The 15586-nt window shown below is 71.8% G+C and carries 13 protein-coding genes; 4 read left to right on the plus strand and 9 right to left on the minus strand.

Annotated elements, in window-relative coordinates; genetic code table 11:
- Window positions 1-97: 97 nt before the first annotated feature.
- Together ACIRQ7_RS15295 and ACIRQ7_RS15300 are read right to left on the minus strand one after the other, a co-directional pair.
- Window positions 98-673, minus strand: coding sequence for a PadR family transcriptional regulator (locus ACIRQ7_RS15295; protein WP_404262757.1), 576 nt, complete (start codon window positions 671-673; stop codon window positions 98-100).
- Window positions 674-735: 62 nt separating this feature from the next.
- Complete coding sequence (locus ACIRQ7_RS15300; RefSeq protein WP_404262759.1) at window positions 736-2757, minus strand: FAD-dependent oxidoreductase; 2022 nt, start codon at window positions 2755-2757, stop codon at window positions 736-738.
- Between the two features lie 256 nt (window positions 2758-3013).
- Here ACIRQ7_RS15300 and ACIRQ7_RS15305 point away from each other — a divergent pair, with 256 nt between their 5' ends.
- Both ACIRQ7_RS15305 and ACIRQ7_RS15310 read left to right on the plus strand, forming a co-directional pair.
- Window positions 3014-3883 carry an arpA protein gene (locus tag ACIRQ7_RS15305; protein WP_404262760.1) on the plus strand — a complete coding sequence of 290 codons (870 nt, stop codon included), beginning with the start codon at window positions 3014-3016 and terminating at the stop codon, window positions 3881-3883.
- Between the two features lie 66 nt (window positions 3884-3949).
- Window positions 3950-5791: a choline/carnitine O-acyltransferase gene (locus ACIRQ7_RS15310; protein ID WP_404262762.1), complete on the plus strand. Its 1842-nt coding sequence runs from the start codon at window positions 3950-3952 to the stop codon at window positions 5789-5791.
- 153 nt (window positions 5792-5944) lie between these two features.
- On the opposite strand, the gene ACIRQ7_RS15315 is transcribed toward ACIRQ7_RS15310, so the two are convergent.
- Together ACIRQ7_RS15315 and glnA are read right to left on the minus strand one after the other, a co-directional pair.
- Entirely contained in the window at window positions 5945-6811 is an 867-nt protein-coding gene (locus ACIRQ7_RS15315; protein WP_404262763.1) for an Fpg/Nei family DNA glycosylase, read from the minus strand.
- Between the two features lie 183 nt (window positions 6812-6994).
- Window positions 6995-8404 carry a type I glutamate--ammonia ligase gene (gene glnA, locus ACIRQ7_RS15320; RefSeq protein WP_404262764.1) on the minus strand — a complete coding sequence of 470 codons (1410 nt, stop codon included), beginning with the start codon at window positions 8402-8404 and terminating at the stop codon, window positions 6995-6997.
- Window positions 8405-8652: 248 nt separating this feature from the next.
- On the opposite strand from glnA, the gene ACIRQ7_RS15325 reads away from it, so the two are divergent.
- Entirely contained in the window at window positions 8653-9120 is a 468-nt protein-coding gene (locus ACIRQ7_RS15325) for an RDD family protein (protein ID WP_404262766.1), read from the plus strand.
- Window positions 9121-9310: 190 nt separating this feature from the next.
- On the opposite strand, the gene ACIRQ7_RS15330 is transcribed toward ACIRQ7_RS15325, so the two are convergent.
- The 4 genes from ACIRQ7_RS15330 to lipB all read right to left on the minus strand — a co-directional run bounded on the left by ACIRQ7_RS15330 (window position 9311) and on the right by lipB (window position 12396).
- A complete protein-coding gene (locus ACIRQ7_RS15330; RefSeq protein ID WP_404262768.1) occupies window positions 9311-10024 on the minus strand; it encodes a DUF4191 domain-containing protein in 714 nt (237 codons plus the stop codon).
- Between the two features lie 10 nt (window positions 10025-10034).
- Window positions 10035-10250: a hypothetical protein gene (locus tag ACIRQ7_RS15335; RefSeq protein WP_401476187.1), complete on the minus strand. Its 216-nt coding sequence runs from the start codon at window positions 10248-10250 to the stop codon at window positions 10035-10037.
- Window positions 10251-10465: 215 nt separating this feature from the next.
- A complete protein-coding gene (gene lipA, locus ACIRQ7_RS15340; protein WP_401476184.1) occupies window positions 10466-11416 on the minus strand; it encodes a lipoyl synthase in 951 nt (316 codons plus the stop codon).
- A gap of 164 nt (window positions 11417-11580) precedes the next feature.
- On the minus strand, window positions 11581-12396 hold the full coding sequence (lipB, locus tag ACIRQ7_RS15345) for a lipoyl(octanoyl) transferase LipB (protein WP_401476181.1): 816 nt from the start codon (window positions 12394-12396) through the stop codon (window positions 11581-11583).
- Window positions 12397-12720: 324 nt separating this feature from the next.
- Here lipB and ACIRQ7_RS15350 point away from each other — a divergent pair, with 324 nt between their 5' ends.
- Complete coding sequence (locus tag ACIRQ7_RS15350) at window positions 12721-14175, plus strand: regulator (RefSeq protein WP_404262769.1); 1455 nt, start codon at window positions 12721-12723, stop codon at window positions 14173-14175.
- Window positions 14176-14201: 26 nt separating this feature from the next.
- On the opposite strand, the gene ACIRQ7_RS15355 is transcribed toward ACIRQ7_RS15350, so the two are convergent.
- Window positions 14202-15482, minus strand: coding sequence for an FAD-dependent oxidoreductase (locus tag ACIRQ7_RS15355; protein ID WP_404262771.1), 1281 nt, complete (start codon window positions 15480-15482; stop codon window positions 14202-14204).
- Window positions 15483-15586: the final 104 nt, after the last annotated feature.

Here is a 15586-nt window from a genome sequence, read left to right on the forward strand (position 1 = left end):
ACCACCCACCGTGGCCGGGGCCCGGGGGCGGCGGCGGCGGCCGGCCCGGGGCCCCCCCCCCCCCCGCCCGCCGCCGTTCTCGCCGCCGCGCGGCGCCTTACCGCGTACCGCCCCCGGGGTCCGCCCCGTCTCCCGCCTCCGCCGCCATGCCCGCCACCTCGTCGAGCGCCTCGGTGAGCCACTCCACCCAGAACGTCTCCAGGCTGATCCCGGCCCGCAGGACGAGCCGCCGCAACCGGTCGTCGGAGGTGGCCGGGGCGCCGAAATCGCGCTGCTCGATCTCGGCGTACTCGTCCAACTGCCGCTGGTGCAGGGCGAGATGGCGGCGCAGCTCGTCGTCCAGCCCGGTGCTCCCGACCACTGCGGCCGCGCGCATCCGCAGCAGCAGCGCATCCCGCATCGGCTTGGGGTCCTGAGCCTGGGACGCCCACTGCGTCAGCTCGGCCCGGCCCGCGGGCAGCACCTCGAAGTCCTTCTTCTGCCCGCGCGAGGGCTGCGCCGAGGGCAGCGCCCGGATGAATCCGGCCAGCTCCAGCTTCCCCAGCTCGCGATAGATCTGCTGATGCGTGGCCGACCAGAAGTAGCCGATGGACCGGTCGAACCTGCGGGTCAGCTCCAGCCCCGACGAGGGTTTTTCGAGCAGGGCGGTGAGGATCGCGTGCGGGAGTGACATGGGGGAATCCTAGGCAGCGCGGGGGAGCCGCGGCGGCGCGGGATCCGGGGCGCCGGGGCCGGTCACAGGGCAGCCGCCAGCTCGGTGCCCTGCGCGATGGCGCGCTTGGCGTCCAGCTCCGCCGCGACATCCGCGCCGCCGATCAGATGGACGGCGAGCCCTGCCGCGCACAGCGTGTCGTACAGCTCCCGGCGGGGCTCCTGTCCGGCGCAGAGCACCACCGTGTCGACCTCGATGACGCGCCGCTCGCCGTCGACACTCAGGTGCAGCCCCGCGTCGTCGATCAGGTGGTACTCGGCGCCGGCGACCATGGTCACGCCGCGGTGCCGCAGCTCCGTCCGGTGGATCCAGCCGGTCGTCTTGCCCAGCCCCGCGCCCACCTTGCTGGCCTTGCGCTGGAGCAGGTGGACGGCGCGCGGCGGCGCGGGCCTGCGGGGTGCGGCGAGGCCGCCCGGTGTGCCGTAGCCGGTGTCCACGCCCCACTGCCGGAAGAATTCCGCCGGGTCCTGGCCGGTGCCGCTCCCGCCGTCGGTCAGGAACTCCGCCACGTCGAATCCGATGCCACCGGCGCCGATGACCGCCACCCGCTCGCCGACGTGTGCCCCGTCCCGCAGCACGTCCAGATAGCTGACGACGCTGGGGTGGTCGCTGCCGGGGATCCCCGGATCGCGCGGTGTCACGCCGGTGGCCAGCACCGTCTCGTCGAAGCCGTGCGCGGCGAGGGTCTCGGCGGTCACGGCCTCGCCCAGCCGGACGTCGATCTTCCACTGCTCCAGCTGCTGCCGGAAGTAGCGCAGCGTCTCGTCGAACTCCTCCTTGCCGGGCACCTTGCGGGCGATGTTCAGCTGGCCGCCGATCCGGTCCGCGGCGTCGAAGAGGGTGACCTCGTGGCCGCGTTCGGCGGCCGCCACCGCGCAGGCCAGCCCCGCGGGGCCCGCGCCGACCACGCCGATCCGCTTTTGGCGCCGCGTCGGGGCGAGGACCAGCTCCGTCTCGTGGCACGCCCGCGGGTTGACCAGGCAGGACGTGATCTTCCCGCTGAAGGTGTGGTCCAGGCAGGCCTGGTTGCAGCCGATGCAGGTGTTGATGGCGTCGGCCCGGCCCTCCTGCGCCTTGACGACGAAGTCGGGGTCGGCGAGCAGCGGCCGGGCCATCGAGATCAGGTCCGCATGGCCGTCGGCGAGCAACTGCTCGGCCACCTCGGGGGTGTTGATGCGGTTGCTGGTCACCAGCGGCACCGAGACCGCGCCCATGACCTGCTTCGTCACCCAGGCCCACGCGCCGCGCGGCACCGAGGTGGCGATGGTCGGGATCCGGGCCTCGTGCCAGCCGATGCCGGTGTTGATGATGGTCGCGCCGGCCGCCTCGACCGCACGGGCGAGCGTGATCACCTCGTCCAGTGAGGAACCGCCGGGGACCAGGTCGAGCATCGACAGCCGGTAGATGAGGATGAAGTCCTCGCCGACCCGCTCCCGCACCCGGCGGACGATCTCGACCGGGAAGCGCATCCGGTTCTCGTACGACCCGCCCCAGCGGTCCTCGCGCCGGTTGGTCGCCGACACGATGAACTCGTTGATCAGATAGCCCTCGGACCCCATGATCTCGACGCCGTCGTAGCCCGCGCTCTGCGCCAGCGCCGCCGCCCGTACGAAGTCCTCGACGGTCTGCTCGACCTCGTCGTCCGTCAGGGCGTGCGGGGTGTGCCGGCTGATGGGCGCCTGGAGGGCGCTGGGCGCGACCAGCCCGGCGTGGTGCGCGTACCGCCCGAAGTGCAGGATCTGCATCGCGATCCGGCTGCCCTCGCGGTGCACGGCGTCGGTCACGATCCGGTGCTGTGCGGCCTCGGCCTCGGTGGTGAGGGCCGCGCCCGCCTCCCAGGGGCGTCCGGCCTCGTTGGGCGCGATCCCGCCGGTGACCATGAGGCCCACGCCGCCGCGGGCGCGGGTCGCGTAGAACTCCGCCATCCGCTCGAACCCGCGGGGCGCCTCCTCCAGCCCGACGTGCATGGATCCCATCAGCACGCGGTTGGGCAGCGTGGTGAAGCCCAGGTCGAGGGGGCTCATCAGGTGCGGGTACTGGCTCATCGTGCGCCTCCTTGCACAGCGGTCGTCAGGGATGTTCTAAGGCACACGGAGCAGCTTGTGCAACAAGTTGCATAAAAGAGTGACCCAGGCGACGTGAGGGGCGGGTGGCGTACGGACTCCCGAGGGGCCTGCGCAGTGTGACGTGTCACAGACAATCGATCGCCCCTATGGGAACTTCAACTCTGTTACTTCTCAGTAGAGTTGCCCGGAACCAAGGACCCCCGGGGCGGTCTGCCCGCACGTGGAGAGGATCGAATTGAGCACTGTGGAAGCGATCGCGCTGGACCAGGTGATCGACACGGCCCGGTACCCGCTGTCGGAACCGGAGAGCGCCGAGGGGCGGGCCGTGGTGTCCCGCGCCCGGCGCGAGCTGCTGGCCTCCGGCTGCACCGTACTGCCGGCCTTCATCCGCCCGGCGCTCCGCGACGACCTGGAGCAAGAATGCTCGGCCCTCGCCCCCCGCGCCCACTTCGACGTCGAAACCGTCAACGTCTACAACACCGCGCCCGACCCGTCGCTGCCCGCCGACCACCCGGGCCACCGGACCTTCCAGCGGGGCAACGCCTTCGTCGCCCGGGACCGCATCCCCGCCGCCTCCCTCATCAGCCGGCTCTACTCCCACCAGGTCTTCCAGGCCTTCATCGCCCGCTGCTTCGGACTGCCGCAGCTGCACGAGCTGGCCGATCCACTCTCCGGGCTGGTGCTCAACGTCGTCGAACCGGGCATGGAGCATCCATGGCACTTCGACACCAACGAGTTCACCGTCAGCATGCTCACCCGGCAGGCGCAGACCGGCGGCATCTTCGAGTTCTGCCCCCACATCCGGTCCGCGCACGACGAACGCTTCGACGACGTCCGTGACGTCCTGGACGGCCGGGGCGAGCGGCTGGTCCGGCGGCTGCCCCTGCGCTCCGGCGACGTCCAGCTGTTCAAGGGCCGCTACGCCCTGCACCGCGTGAGCCCCGTCGGCGGCGACCACCCACGGCACTCCGCGATCTTCGCCTACAGCGAGCGCCCCGGCGTCATCGGCAGCGTGGCCCGCACCCGGCAGCTCTTCGGCCGGGTCCTGCCCGAACACACCGCGGCCGAGGGCCGCGCCGTCCGGGGCGACCGTCTGCTGGACTGAGGACAGGCCCCGAACCGTCCCTTCTCCCGTGCATCACAGGCCCCAACCCCTGAATCGAGAAGCCAAGTGACCACCAGTCAGGAAACAGCGGCCGCCGCCACGACCTTCTCCCTGGAGGACAGCCTGCCGCGCGTGCCGCTGCCCTCGCTCCAGGAGAGCTGCGAGCGGTTCCTCGCCTGGTCCGCGCCCCTGCTGACGCCCGAGCAGCGGGCGGCGACCGAGGCGGAGGTGGCCGCCTTCCAGCAGCCCGACGGCCCCGGCCCGATCCTCCAGGCGGCGCTGGCCGGATACGACGCCACGGACGGCGTGCAAAGCTGGCTCGACACCTTCTGGCCGTACCGCTACCTGGGCCGCCGCGACCGGATCGCGCTCAACGCCAACTTCTTCTTCCTCTTCCAGGACACCGTCCCGGACGGGCCGCAGCCGCAGATCGAGCGGGCGGCCGGCCTCATCGCCGGGGCTCTCCACCACAAGGGCAAGCTCGACGAGGAGAGCATGCCGCCGCTGGTGCAGCGCGGCCGGCCGCAGTCGATGGTGCAGAACAAGTTCCTCTTCTCCACCACCAGGATCCCCGGCGCCGAACAGGACACCGTCCGCAGCCCGTACAGCGACGCCTGGCCCGGCCCGTCCGACGCACGGCACATCGTGGTGTTCTTCCGGGGCGCCATGTTCCGATTGGACGTCCTCGGCCCCGACGGCGTCCCGCACAGCCTCGGTGACCTCCAGGACGGACTGCGCGCCGTCCTGAAAGCCGGCGCCGAACCGGCCGCCCCGGGCACCTCGGTGGGCCACCTCACCACCATGGCCCGCGCCGAATGGGCGGCCACCCGGGCCGAGCTCATCGGCCACCCCGGCAACGCCGCCGCCGTCGACGACATCGAGACCGCGCTGTTCTGCGTCTGCCTGGAGGACTTCGCCCCCGCGGGCACCCAGGAGGCCTGCGACCACCTGCTGTACGGCGACGGCGGCAACCGCTGGTTCGACAAGGCCGTGTCCCTGATCGTCTTCGCCGACGGCCGGGCCGGCATCAACGTCGAACACTGCGAGCTGGACGGGACCACCATCCTCAGCTTCGTCGACGCGCTGCTGAGCGCCCCCGCCGAGGAGCAGTCCCGCCTGTCCGGCGCCCGCTCCCAGGGCGCACCGGAGCCCGAGCCGCTGCGCTTCGAGCTGAACGACGCCCTCACCGGTCACGTGCGCGCCGCCGCCGACGCGTTCGCCGCCTACGGGCGGGACACCGCCACCCGCACCGTCGCCTTCGACGACTTCGGCGGCAACACCGCCAAGGCCCTCGGCATCTCGCCCGACGCGTTCGTGCAGCTCGCCTACCAGCTCGCCCACCAGCGCGCCAAGGGCCACCTGGGCGCCACGTACGAATCGATCGCCACCCGGCAGTGGCGGCGCGGCCGCACCGAGGCGATGCGGGTGGTCACCCCCGGGATCCAGGCGTTCGTGGCCGCCATGGAGGACCCGGCGGCCACCCCGGACACCCGCCGGGCCGCAGTCCGGGCCGCCGCCGCACAGCATGTGGCGCGCGCCAAGGAATGCCAGGCAGGGCAGGCGCCCGAGCAGCACCTGTGGGAGCTGGAGCTGATCCAGCGGCGGCGCGGCGCGGAACTGGGCGTGACCGAACAGCCCGCGCTGTACCGCACCCCCGGCTGGCTGACCATGCGCGACGACTACCTGAGCACCAGCTCGGCGCCGTCCGCCCACATCCAGTACTTCGGCTTCGGTTCGACCAGCAGCCGCTGCATCGGCGTCGCCTACGTCCTGCTGCCCGACCGCTTCCACCTCTACCTGAGCACGCCCGAGCCGGTCGCCGACGCGATGCACACCTTCGCCGACCGGCTCCGCGAAGCGGTCGCCGAACTCCGGGAACTGCTGGCCTCAGGGCAGCCCGCGACCTGACCCACGCCCCGGCGTACGCGCCGAGCCGCCACCCCGGTACCGCCCGGGGTGGCAGCTCCCGCTCCGGCGGCTCTACTCCACCTACTCCACCTACTCCACCTACTCCACCTACTCCACCTACTCCACCTACTCCACCTACTTCACCTTCTTCACCTACTTCAACAGCCGGGACATCCGCCGGTCGGCGAGCGGCTTGCCCCCGGTCTGGCAGGTCGGGCAGTACTGGAGCGACGAGTCGCTGAACGACACCTCGCGAATGGTGTCCCCGCAGACCGGACACGGCTCGCCGGTCCGCCCGTGCACCCGCAGCCCGTTCTTCTTCTCCGCCTTGAGATCGCCCAGCGCCAGCCCGCGCGACCGCTCCACGGCATCGGTGAGCGTCCGGCCGATCACCGCATGCAGCCGGGCCGCATCCTCCTCGGAGAGCGTGGCGGCCAGCTTGAACGGCGACATCCGGGCCGCGTGCAGAATCTCGTCCGAATAGGCGTTCCCGATCCCGGCAAGCACACTCTGGTCGCGGAGCACCCCCTTGATCTGCCGGCGCTCCCCTTTCAGCAACGCGGCGAAGGCCTCCGCCGTGAAGTCCTCGGACAGCGGGTCCGGCCCGAGCCGCGCCACCCCGGGCACCTCCAGCGGATCCCGTACGACATACACCGCGAGGTGCTTCTGGGTGCCCGCCTCCGTCACGTCGAACCCGGCCCCGTCCGGCTCGGCGAGCCGCACCCGCAGCGCCAGCGGCCCCTTCCCGGGCCGCGGCGGCGCCTCCGGCAGCCGGTCCTTCCACCGCACCCACCCCGCCCTGGCGAGATGCATCACCAGATGCACCTCCCCGGCCCCCAGGTCGAGGAACTTCCCGTGCCGCCGCACCCCGTCGAACGTCGCGCCCTCCAGCGCCGTGAGCGGCGGGTCGTAGGTCTTGAGCGCATGGAAGGCGACCGGATACACACGCGCCACGGACCGCCCCACAACATGCTCGGCGAGGAACCGGCTGAGCGACTCGACCTCCGGCAATTCAGGCATACCGTCAGTCTGCCTCGAAACGCCACCGCACGCGGCAAGCCGCCGGCCGGTCGCCGCCGACCGACCGGCCGGCGCAGCCGGCACCGGCACACCGGAAAACACCGAGGGCGGCTCCCCCGGACCCGGGGAAGCCGCCCTCAACACACTGGTGTGACCTCTGCCGGGCTCACCCGGCGCCGCTCTTTAGAGGTCGAAGTACAGCTCGAACTCGTGCGGGTGCGGCCGCAGCTGGATCGGGGCGATTTCGTTCGTCCGCTTGTAGTCGATCCAGGTCTCGATCAGGTCGGGGGTGAAGACACCGCCGGCCAGCAGGTACTCGTGGTCCGCCTCGAGGGCGTCGAGGACCGCCGGGAGGGAGGTCGGGACCTGGGCGACGCCCGCGTGCTCCTCGGGGGCCAGCTCGTAGAGGTCCTTGTCGATCGGCTCCGGCGGCTCGATCTTGTTCTTGACGCCGTCCAGGCCTGCGAGGAGCAGGGCGGAGAACGCCAGGTACGGGTTCGAGGACGGGTCGGGGGCGCGGAACTCGACGCGCTTGGCCTTCGGGTTCGAGCCGGTGATCGGGATACGCATCGCGGCCGAGCGGTTGCGCTGCGAGTAGACCATGTTGACCGGGGCCTCGAAGCCGGGGACCAGGCGGTGGTAGGAGTTCACCGTCGGGTTCGTGAAGGCCAGCAGCGACGGGGCGTGCTTGAGGATGCCGCCGATGTAGTAGCGGGCGGTGTCCGAGAGGCCCGCGTAGCCCTGCTCGTCGTAGAAGAGCGGGTTGCCGCCGGACCACAGCGACTGGTGGACGTGCATGCCGGAGCCGTTGTCACCGAAGATCGGCTTGGGCATGAAGGTCGCGGTCTTGCCGTTGCGCCAGGCGACGTTCTTGACGATGTACTTGAACAGCATCAGGTCGTCGGCCGCGGCGAGCAGCGTGTTGAACTTGTAGTTGATCTCCGCCTGGCCGGCCGTGCCGACCTCGTGGTGCTGGCGCTCGACCTGCAGGCCGGCCGCGTCCAGCTCCAGGGAGATCTCGGCACGCAGGTCGGCGAAGTGGTCGACCGGCGGGGCCGGGAAGTAGCCGCCCTTGTACCGGACCTTGTAGCCGCGGTTGTTCTCCTCGGAGCCGGTGTTCCAGGCGCCGGCCTCGGAGTCGATGTGGTAGAAGGACTGGTTCGCCGAGGTCTCGAAGCGCACCGAGTCGAAGACGTAGAACTCGGCCTCGGGGCCGAAGAACGCGGTGTCCGCGATGCCGGTGGAGGCGAGGTAGGCCTCGGCCTTCTTGGCGATGTTGCGCGGGTCGCGGCTGTACTGCTCGCCCGTGATCGGGTCGTGGATGAAGAAGTTGATGTTGACGGTCTTGTCGCGGCGGAAGGGGTCCACCCGGGCCGTCGACAGGTCCGCGCGCAGCGACATGTCCGACTCGTGGATCGCCTGGAAGCCGCGGATCGAGGAGCCGTCGAAGGCGAGTTCCTCATCCGGGTCGAACGCCTTGGCCGGGATCGTGAAGTGCTGCATCACACCGGGCAGGTCGCAGAATCGGACGTCGACGAACTTGACGTCTTCGTCCGCGATGTACTTCTTTACCTCGTCGGCGTTCTGGAACATCCCAACTCCTCCTAGCCCGGTCACCGGTCGGCGGACGCGGGATTGCTACTCGGAGCGCGTCCATGTGCGGTGGCGCGCTTGCCCGACCTTAGGCAGGCGTGATTTCCCAAGCATGACCCATTTGTTTCGCCGAGGTTAACCGGCGCGCGGTCCCTGTCACCCACCGTGTGCGCCCGCGGGCGCCCCCTGCGAGCCCCTTCACGAACCCTCCGCGGAGGGAACGTATGCGGTCGCAGTACCGTGGACGGGTGGACAACAGGCAAGCAATCGGATCGTGGATCTCCGGGCCCCGCGCGGCAGCCGAGGACATGGGCGTCGAATTCGGCCATCGCGGGCAGCGGCTCGGGCTGCCGGAGGAGGGGCCGGGCTCCCTCGCCCGCCCCGGACGCCGCCTCGCCGCCCTCTTCATCGACTGGGCACTGTGCCTGCTCATCGCCTACGGGCTGCTCAGCGGCGGCAGCATGCCGGCCGCGAGCAACTGGGCGCTGGCCGTCTTCGCCGTGCTCAGCCTGCTGACCGTCGGCACCGTCGGGTTCACGCCCGGCAAGCGCCTGCTGGGCCTGCGGGTGGTCGCCGAGAGCGGCGGCCGCGTCTCGCTGCCGCGGGTGCTGGCGCGCACCCTCCTGCTCGTCGTCGTCATCCCGGCCGCCATCTGGGACCGCGACGGCCGGGGCCTTCACGACCGTCTCGCCCGCTCGGTCCAGGTACGGATCTGACGGCCCCTGCCCCGCCCGGTCCGTCCGCGGATCGCATACGGAACACCCCGCGCATACAGAACGCCCCTGGCATGCAGAACGACGCCCCTCGCATACAGAACGCCCCGGAGCTCTCGGCTCCGGGGCGTTGTGGTCGGTCGGGGTCGGCTTCGGTCGACGGCGTCGGCTGAAAGGAGCGGCGGGCGGCCGCTCAGCGCATCTTGCCGCCGCCGCCCTTCGGCATCCGCATGCCCTTGGGCATCGGACCCTTCGGCACCGGCATGTTGCTCATCAGGTCACCGAGCGCCTTGAGCCGGTCGTTGACCGCCGTCACCTGGGCGCCGGGCAGCACCCGCGGCAGCTTGAGCAGGGTCGTACGCAGCTTCTTCAGCGGCACCTGGCCCTCGCCGTCGCCCACGATGATGTCGTGGACCGGGGCGTCGGCGACGGTGCGCGCCATCCGCTTCTTCTCCGCGGCCAGCAGGCCGCGCAGGCGGTTCGGGTTGCCCTCGCCGACCAGCACGATGCCGGCCTTGCCGACGGCGCGGTGCACCACGTCCTGGCTGCGGTTCATCGCCACGGCAGGGGTGACCGTCCACCCGCGGCCGACGTTCTCCAGCACGGCTGCCGCCGCACCGGGCTGGCCTTCCATCTGCCCGAAGGCAGCCCGCTCGGCGCGCCGTCCGAAGACGATCGCCATCGCGAGGAAGGCCAGCACGAAGCCCAGGATGCCCGCATAGATGGGGTGGCCGATCGCGAAGCCGATGGCAAGGAGAACGCCGAATACGACGATGCCTACGCCAGCGACGACAAGACCGACTTTGGAGTCGACCCGACGGGTCATCTTGTAGGTCTGGGCGATCTGCTTGAGTCGCCCGGAGTTCTCAGCGCCGGCAGCGCCGTCTGTGTTTGCCTTCCTCGCCATACAGCGAAGTTTACGTGGCCTGTGGGCGGCGGGTCGCCGCGGCCTCCAGTACGTACTGGGCCTCGCGTCGGTCGTTGGCCCGGCGGCGGTCCTCAAGGACCGATGTCCAGGCGTTACGGCGGGCGGTGCGCTGCCCGCCGCCCAGCAGTACGGCCTCGACGGCACGCAGTGCACCGGTGACGGACGGGGTGGGGCGCGCGGTGGCGCCAAGCTGCGCGGCCTGCATGGTGTGGGTCTCCCTCGGGGAGGTCGGAGGAGCGGGAGGCGTTGGAGCGGAAGCGGTGCGTGCATCCATCGTCACTGAAGGGTGTTACCAACGGATGACCGGCCGGTCAAACACCTATGAAACGTTGACGCGGCCCGCACGTCCCCAGCCTGGGGGTGTACGGGCCGCGTCCTCTCAGCATGTGCCAGGATTCACATGGCGTCGCGCCGGGAGGCTCAGACCGCCTGACTGGACGCTTCCACCTCGCGGCGCTCGATCGCCTGCTGGTAAAGGCGGCCGGCGCGGTAGGAGGAGCGGACCAGCGGACCGGACATCACACCGGCGTAGCCGATCTCGTCGGCCTCCTCCTTCAGCTCCACGAACTCCGCGGGCTTGACCCAGCGCTCGACGGGGTGGTGCCGCGCGGAGGGGCGCAGGTACTGCGTGATCGTGATCAGCTCGCAGCCCGCGTCGTACAGGTCCTGCAGCGCCTGGCTGATCTCCTCGCGCTCCTCGCCCATGCCCAGGATGAGGTTCGACTTGGTGACCAGACCGGCCTCGCGGGCCTTGGTGATGACCTCCAGCGACCGCTCGTAGCGGAAGCCGGGGCGGATCCGCTTGAAGATCCGCGGCACCGTCTCGACGTTGTGCGCGAGCACCTCGGGGCGCGAGGAGAAGACCTCGGCGAGCTGCTCGGGGACCGCGTTGAAGTCGGGGATCAGCAGCTCGACGCCGGTCTCGGGCATCGCGGCGTGGATCTGGCGGACGGTCTCGGCATAGAGCCAGGCACCGCCGTCGTCCAGGTCGTCACGGGCGACGCCGGTGATCGTGGCGTACTTCAGGCCCATCTTCTCGACCGACTCGGCGACCCTGCGGGGCTCGTCGCGGTCCAGCTCCTGCGGCTTGCCGGTGTCGATCTGGCAGAAGTCGCAGCGACGGGTGCACTGGTCGCCACCGATGAGGAAGGTGGCCTCGCGGTCCTCCCAGCATTCGTAAATGTTGGGACAGCCCGCCTCCTGGCAGACCGTGTGCAGGCCCTCGCTCTTCACCAGGCTCTGCAGATGGTTGTACTCGGGACCCATCTTCGCCCGGGTCTTGATCCACTCGGGCTTGCGCTCGATGGGGGTCTGGCTGTTCCGGACCTCCAGGCGCAGCATCTTGCGTCCGTCGGGTGCGACAGCGGACACGTCGGCGCCCCTTTCTGCGCTCGCGGCATTCGATTCTGCGGCGCACACCAGGGTACGCCCGATAATTCGCACGTCTTTACGTGCAGGCCAACCCCGTATGCGAGGTCAGCATTCCCAAGGGTTTCGTGCCTTCCGGAGCCCGGTCGTCAGCACGGCCGGACCTCTCAGACCGCACGGGGCAGGAGGTCGGCGCCCTCCAGGACGTCGCGCAGGTGTTTCTCCACGACGGGCAGTACCTCGGCGATGGTGACCTCGCGGCCCAGCTCGTTCGAGAGCGAGGCCACCCCGGCGTCCCGGATGCCGCACGGCACGATCTTGTCGAACGAGGTGTTGTCCGGGTTCACGTTCAGCGCGAAGCCGTGCATCGTGACGCCCTTGGCGACGCGGATGCCGATCGCGGCGAGCTTGCGGTCCTCGCGGCGCTGGCCGGCGTTGGACGGCGCGTACTCGGGACCGTTGAGCCGCGGGTCGAACAGTTCGTCCGCCAGCCGCGGGTCGAAGTCCAGGTCCAGGCCGCCGAGCGCGGCCCGCTCCTCGACCGGGTCGCCCAGCACCCAGACGCCGCTGCGGCCCTCGATCCGGGAGCCCTCGACGCCGAACTCGGCGCAGACGCGGATCAGGGCGTCCTCCAGGCGGCGGACATGGGCGACGACGTCGACGGGGCGCGGCAGCTTCTGGATGGGATAGCCGACCAGCTGGCCCGGCCCGTGCCAGGTGATCTTCCCGCCGCGGTCCACGTCGATGACCGGGGTCCCGTCCAGCGGACGCTCGTCATCGGCCGTGCGCCGGCCGGCGGTGTAGACGGGCGGGTGCTCCAGCAGCAGGCAGGTGTCGGGTACCTCGTCGGCGAACCGGGCGGCGTGCACCCGGCGCTGTTCCTGCCACGCCGTTTCGTAGTCCACGGCGTGGGTCCCGAAGCCCAGATGCACAAAGCGCAGCCCCTCGGGTGTGGGGGTCTCCCCCCGAGAGATCGCAGTCACGGCAGCTCCTCTTCGAACTTCTGTTGCATTTCGCTGCAACGTCTGATGCCACTTCGCGCCCAGGCAACTGTACGACCGCACCCGGCGGTGCCCGAAGGCGGCCGGTTCCGGGCCCGGACCGCAACCGGGACGCGGGCCGCCGCCGGCCGCCCTCCGTACCACGTGTGCCCTGCTCACACGATCGGATGAACGAGAGGCGCAGGCGCCGAGAAAGGTGCCGCAGGCCGTTACATTCACGCCGTTCCACAAGGGCGATGAGCGCGCCGGAGCAGGGTCAGCCGAGCCCGGCGGCCCGGCCCGGAAGGCAGGAGACCGGTAAAGCTGATGACGGAACGACCCCCGCACCACACGCCCAACCGCCAGCTCGCCGCGCTCATCGCCGAGGCGGGATTCTCCAACGCAGGGTTGGCCAGACGAGTCGACCAGCTCGGCGTCGAGCACGGCCTCGACCTGCGCTACGACAAGACCTCCGTGACGCGCTGGCTGCGCGGCCAGCAGCCCAGGGGCACCACCCCCGCCCTGATCGCTGAGGTGTTCACCCGGCGGCTGGGCCGCCGGCTGTCCGCCCAGGACCTCGGCCTGGACGCCTGCGCGCCGGTGTACGCCGGGCTGGAGTTCGCCGCGACCCCCAGCGAGGCGGTGGACATCGTCAGCGGCCTGTGGCGCAAGGACTCCGGCAGCCACGCCGAGCTGCGCAAGATCGCCTTCACCCCCGCGGGCCTGGTCGTGCCCAGCCGGGACTGGCTCATCGGCCGCGCCGACGACCGCGTCGCCCATGGCGAGCCCGGCGACGGCATCACCGACCGGGTGCCCCTCCAGGGCCGTGTCCCGCTGCCGCGCCAGCGCCGTACCGACCGCTTCGACCGCGCCCACGGCGCCCGGGTCGGCGCCGGCGACATCGCCGCGCTGCGCTCGGTCGGCGAACTCTTCCGGTCCCTGGACCACGCCTACGGCGGCGGCCACGCCCGGCAGGCGCTGGTGCGCTATCTGGAACACGAGGCCGAACCACTGCTGCGCGGCACCTACGGCGAGACGACCGGCCGCCGGCTGTTCGCGGCCACCGCCGACCTGACCCGGCTCGCGGGCTGGACCTCGTACGACATCGCCGCGCACGGCCTGGCCCAGCGGTACTTCGTCCAGGCGCTGCGGCTGGCCCAGGCGGCCGGCGACCGGGCGTACGGCTCCTATGTCCTGGTGACGATGAGCCGGCAGGCCGTCTATCTGAACCACGGCAGGGAGGCCGTCCAGCTGGCGCGCGTCGCCCAGCAGGGCGTCGGCAGCAGCGCGCCGCCCGTGGTCCAGGCGCTGCTGCACGCCGCCGAGGCGCGCGGCCACGGTCTGATGGGCGAGGTCCGGGCCTGCACGGCGGCGCTCGCCCGCGCCGAACGCGCGCTGGAGAGCGCCCGGCCCGGCGACGACACCCCGTACTGGGCCCTCTTCTTCGACGAGGCCCAGCTCGCCGACGAGCTGGCGCACTGCCACCGCGACCTCCAGCAGTACCGCGCCGCCTCCCAGCACGCGGAGCGCTCCCTCCAGCTGCGGGCGGCCGGCTACGCCCGCAGCAGGCTCTTCTGCCGGGTCGTGCTGGCAACCGCCCGGCTCGGCCTGGGCGAGCTGGAGGCGGCCTGCACACTCGGCGCCGAGGCGGCCGCGCAGGCGGCGGAGATGCGGTCGGTGCGTGCCCACGAATACGTCCGGGACTTCGAGCGCCGACTGGAGCCCTACCGCGACGCCGCTCCGGTGCGCGGCTACCGGGACCGGGTGGCCGCCCTGGGGTGAGCGAGGGGCCGGGCGGCGGCCGGGCCCTAGGCCGCCGTACGCAGCGTGTCCGGCTCGGCGAGGGCCGGCAGGCCGAAGTCCTGGAGGAGCGCGCGGGCCGCCCGGCGGCCCGAGTGCAGTGAACCCTGCAAGGTGGCGGTGTCCCGGTGGTCGCCGCAGACGTAGAGCCCCGCCAGCACCCGCACCGGGCGCTCCGGATCGTGCGGCGCCGTCATCGCGGGCACCGCGTACGGATCGTGATGGACCGTCAGGAGCTGCCAGTCGTCGGTCCGGGTGCCGTAGATCCGGTCGAGCTGCGGCCGGACCGTTTTGTCGAGAACGGACAGCGGCAGCGTCGACGCCGCGCCGAGCACCGTCGTGGTGATCAAGGAGCGGCCCGGCGGGGTGCGGGACGGGTCGATGGTGCCGGCGACGTAGGTGTAGGCGACCGGCCCCTCCACCGGCAGCACCAGCGCCGCGTCGCGGGACGACACCCCGCGGGCTCCGGCGGCCGCGGCGGTGGCCGTGCCCGCGGTGTGGTGCAGCACCGTCAGCGGATGGAAGGCGGGCACCCGCAGCCCCGGCAGCAACTCGGCCGCATCACGCGCGCCGGTCGCCACCAGCACCGCCCGGCAGGGGATCTCACCGTGCTCCGCGGTGCTCACGCCGGTGGTGGACACCGAGGTGACCCGCACCGAGGTACGGACCGTGCCGGGCGGCAGCGCGGCCGCGAGCAGTTCGGGAACGGCAACGGCGCCGCCGGCCGGCAGACACAGCCGGCCCGCGGCGAAGGCCCGCAGTGCCTGCGCGGCACCACGGCTGGATCCGCGCAGCTGCGGATCGGACAGCAGCGCCCCGAGCAGCGGCCGCAGGAACGCGTCATGCACCCGTGGCGGGAAGACCGGCCGGCTCGCCAGGGCCTCGCTCGCGGGCCGGTCGGCACGCAGGTCCGCACAACGGTCCGTACGCCGTTCGGCGCGCGAGAGGGCGCGCGCGGCGGTGAGTGCGCCCCGTGTGCTCCGCGCCCCGCTGATGCGCTGCGCCCGCTGCCCGTTGTGCAGACAGAGGCCGGGTGCGAACGGGCGCAGCGTCAGGTCGCCCAGGCCCGGCGTGCGGCGGAGCTCGGCGGCGGTCAGGACCAGCGGCCGGCCGCCGCGGTCCAGCCGGAATCCGTCGATGTCGTCGGTGGCGGACCGGCCGCCGATCCGCGCCGCCGCCTCCAGAACCGTCACGGACACTCCCGCGTCGGTCAGATGTCGGGCGGCGGCGAGACCGGCCGGACCGGCCCCCACGATGACGACGTCCACGGTCGTAGCGGTGCGCGGCACGAGCCCTCCCCAGGTCGGTCCCAGCGGTGGCGCACCGGACTCATGCCCGGTGCGCCACCACGGGATGCCGAGTGATGTGTCCGAGGACCCTAGAAAGCGCCGCG

The sequence above is a fragment of the Streptomyces sp. NPDC101393 genome, from assembly GCF_044767385.1.
Lineage (GTDB): Bacteria > Actinomycetota > Actinomycetes > Streptomycetales > Streptomycetaceae > Streptomyces.

Bases quoted from the DNA above. Each gene is read 5' to 3' on its own strand.
- ACIRQ7_RS15295 (WP_404262757.1), bottom strand. From the start codon at position 673: ATGTCACTCCCGCACGCGATCCTCACCGCCCTGCTCGAAAAACCCTCG.
- ACIRQ7_RS15300 (WP_404262759.1), bottom strand. From the start codon at position 2,757: ATGAGCCAGTACCCGCACCTGATGAGCCCCCTCGACCTGGGCTTCACC.
- ACIRQ7_RS15315 (WP_404262763.1), bottom strand. From the start codon at position 6,811: ATGCCTGAATTGCCGGAGGTCGAGTCGCTCAGCCGGTTCCTCGCCGAG.
- glnA (WP_404262764.1), bottom strand. From the start codon at position 8,404: ATGTTCCAGAACGCCGACGAGGTAAAGAAGTACATCGCGGACGAAGAC.
- ACIRQ7_RS15330 (WP_404262768.1), bottom strand. From the start codon at position 10,024: ATGGCGAGGAAGGCAAACACAGACGGCGCTGCCGGCGCTGAGAACTCC.
- ACIRQ7_RS15335 (WP_401476187.1), bottom strand. From the start codon at position 10,250: ATGCAGGCCGCGCAGCTTGGCGCCACCGCGCGCCCCACCCCGTCCGTC.
- ACIRQ7_RS15350 (WP_404262769.1), top strand. From the start codon at position 12,721: ATGACGGAACGACCCCCGCACCACACGCCCAACCGCCAGCTCGCCGCG.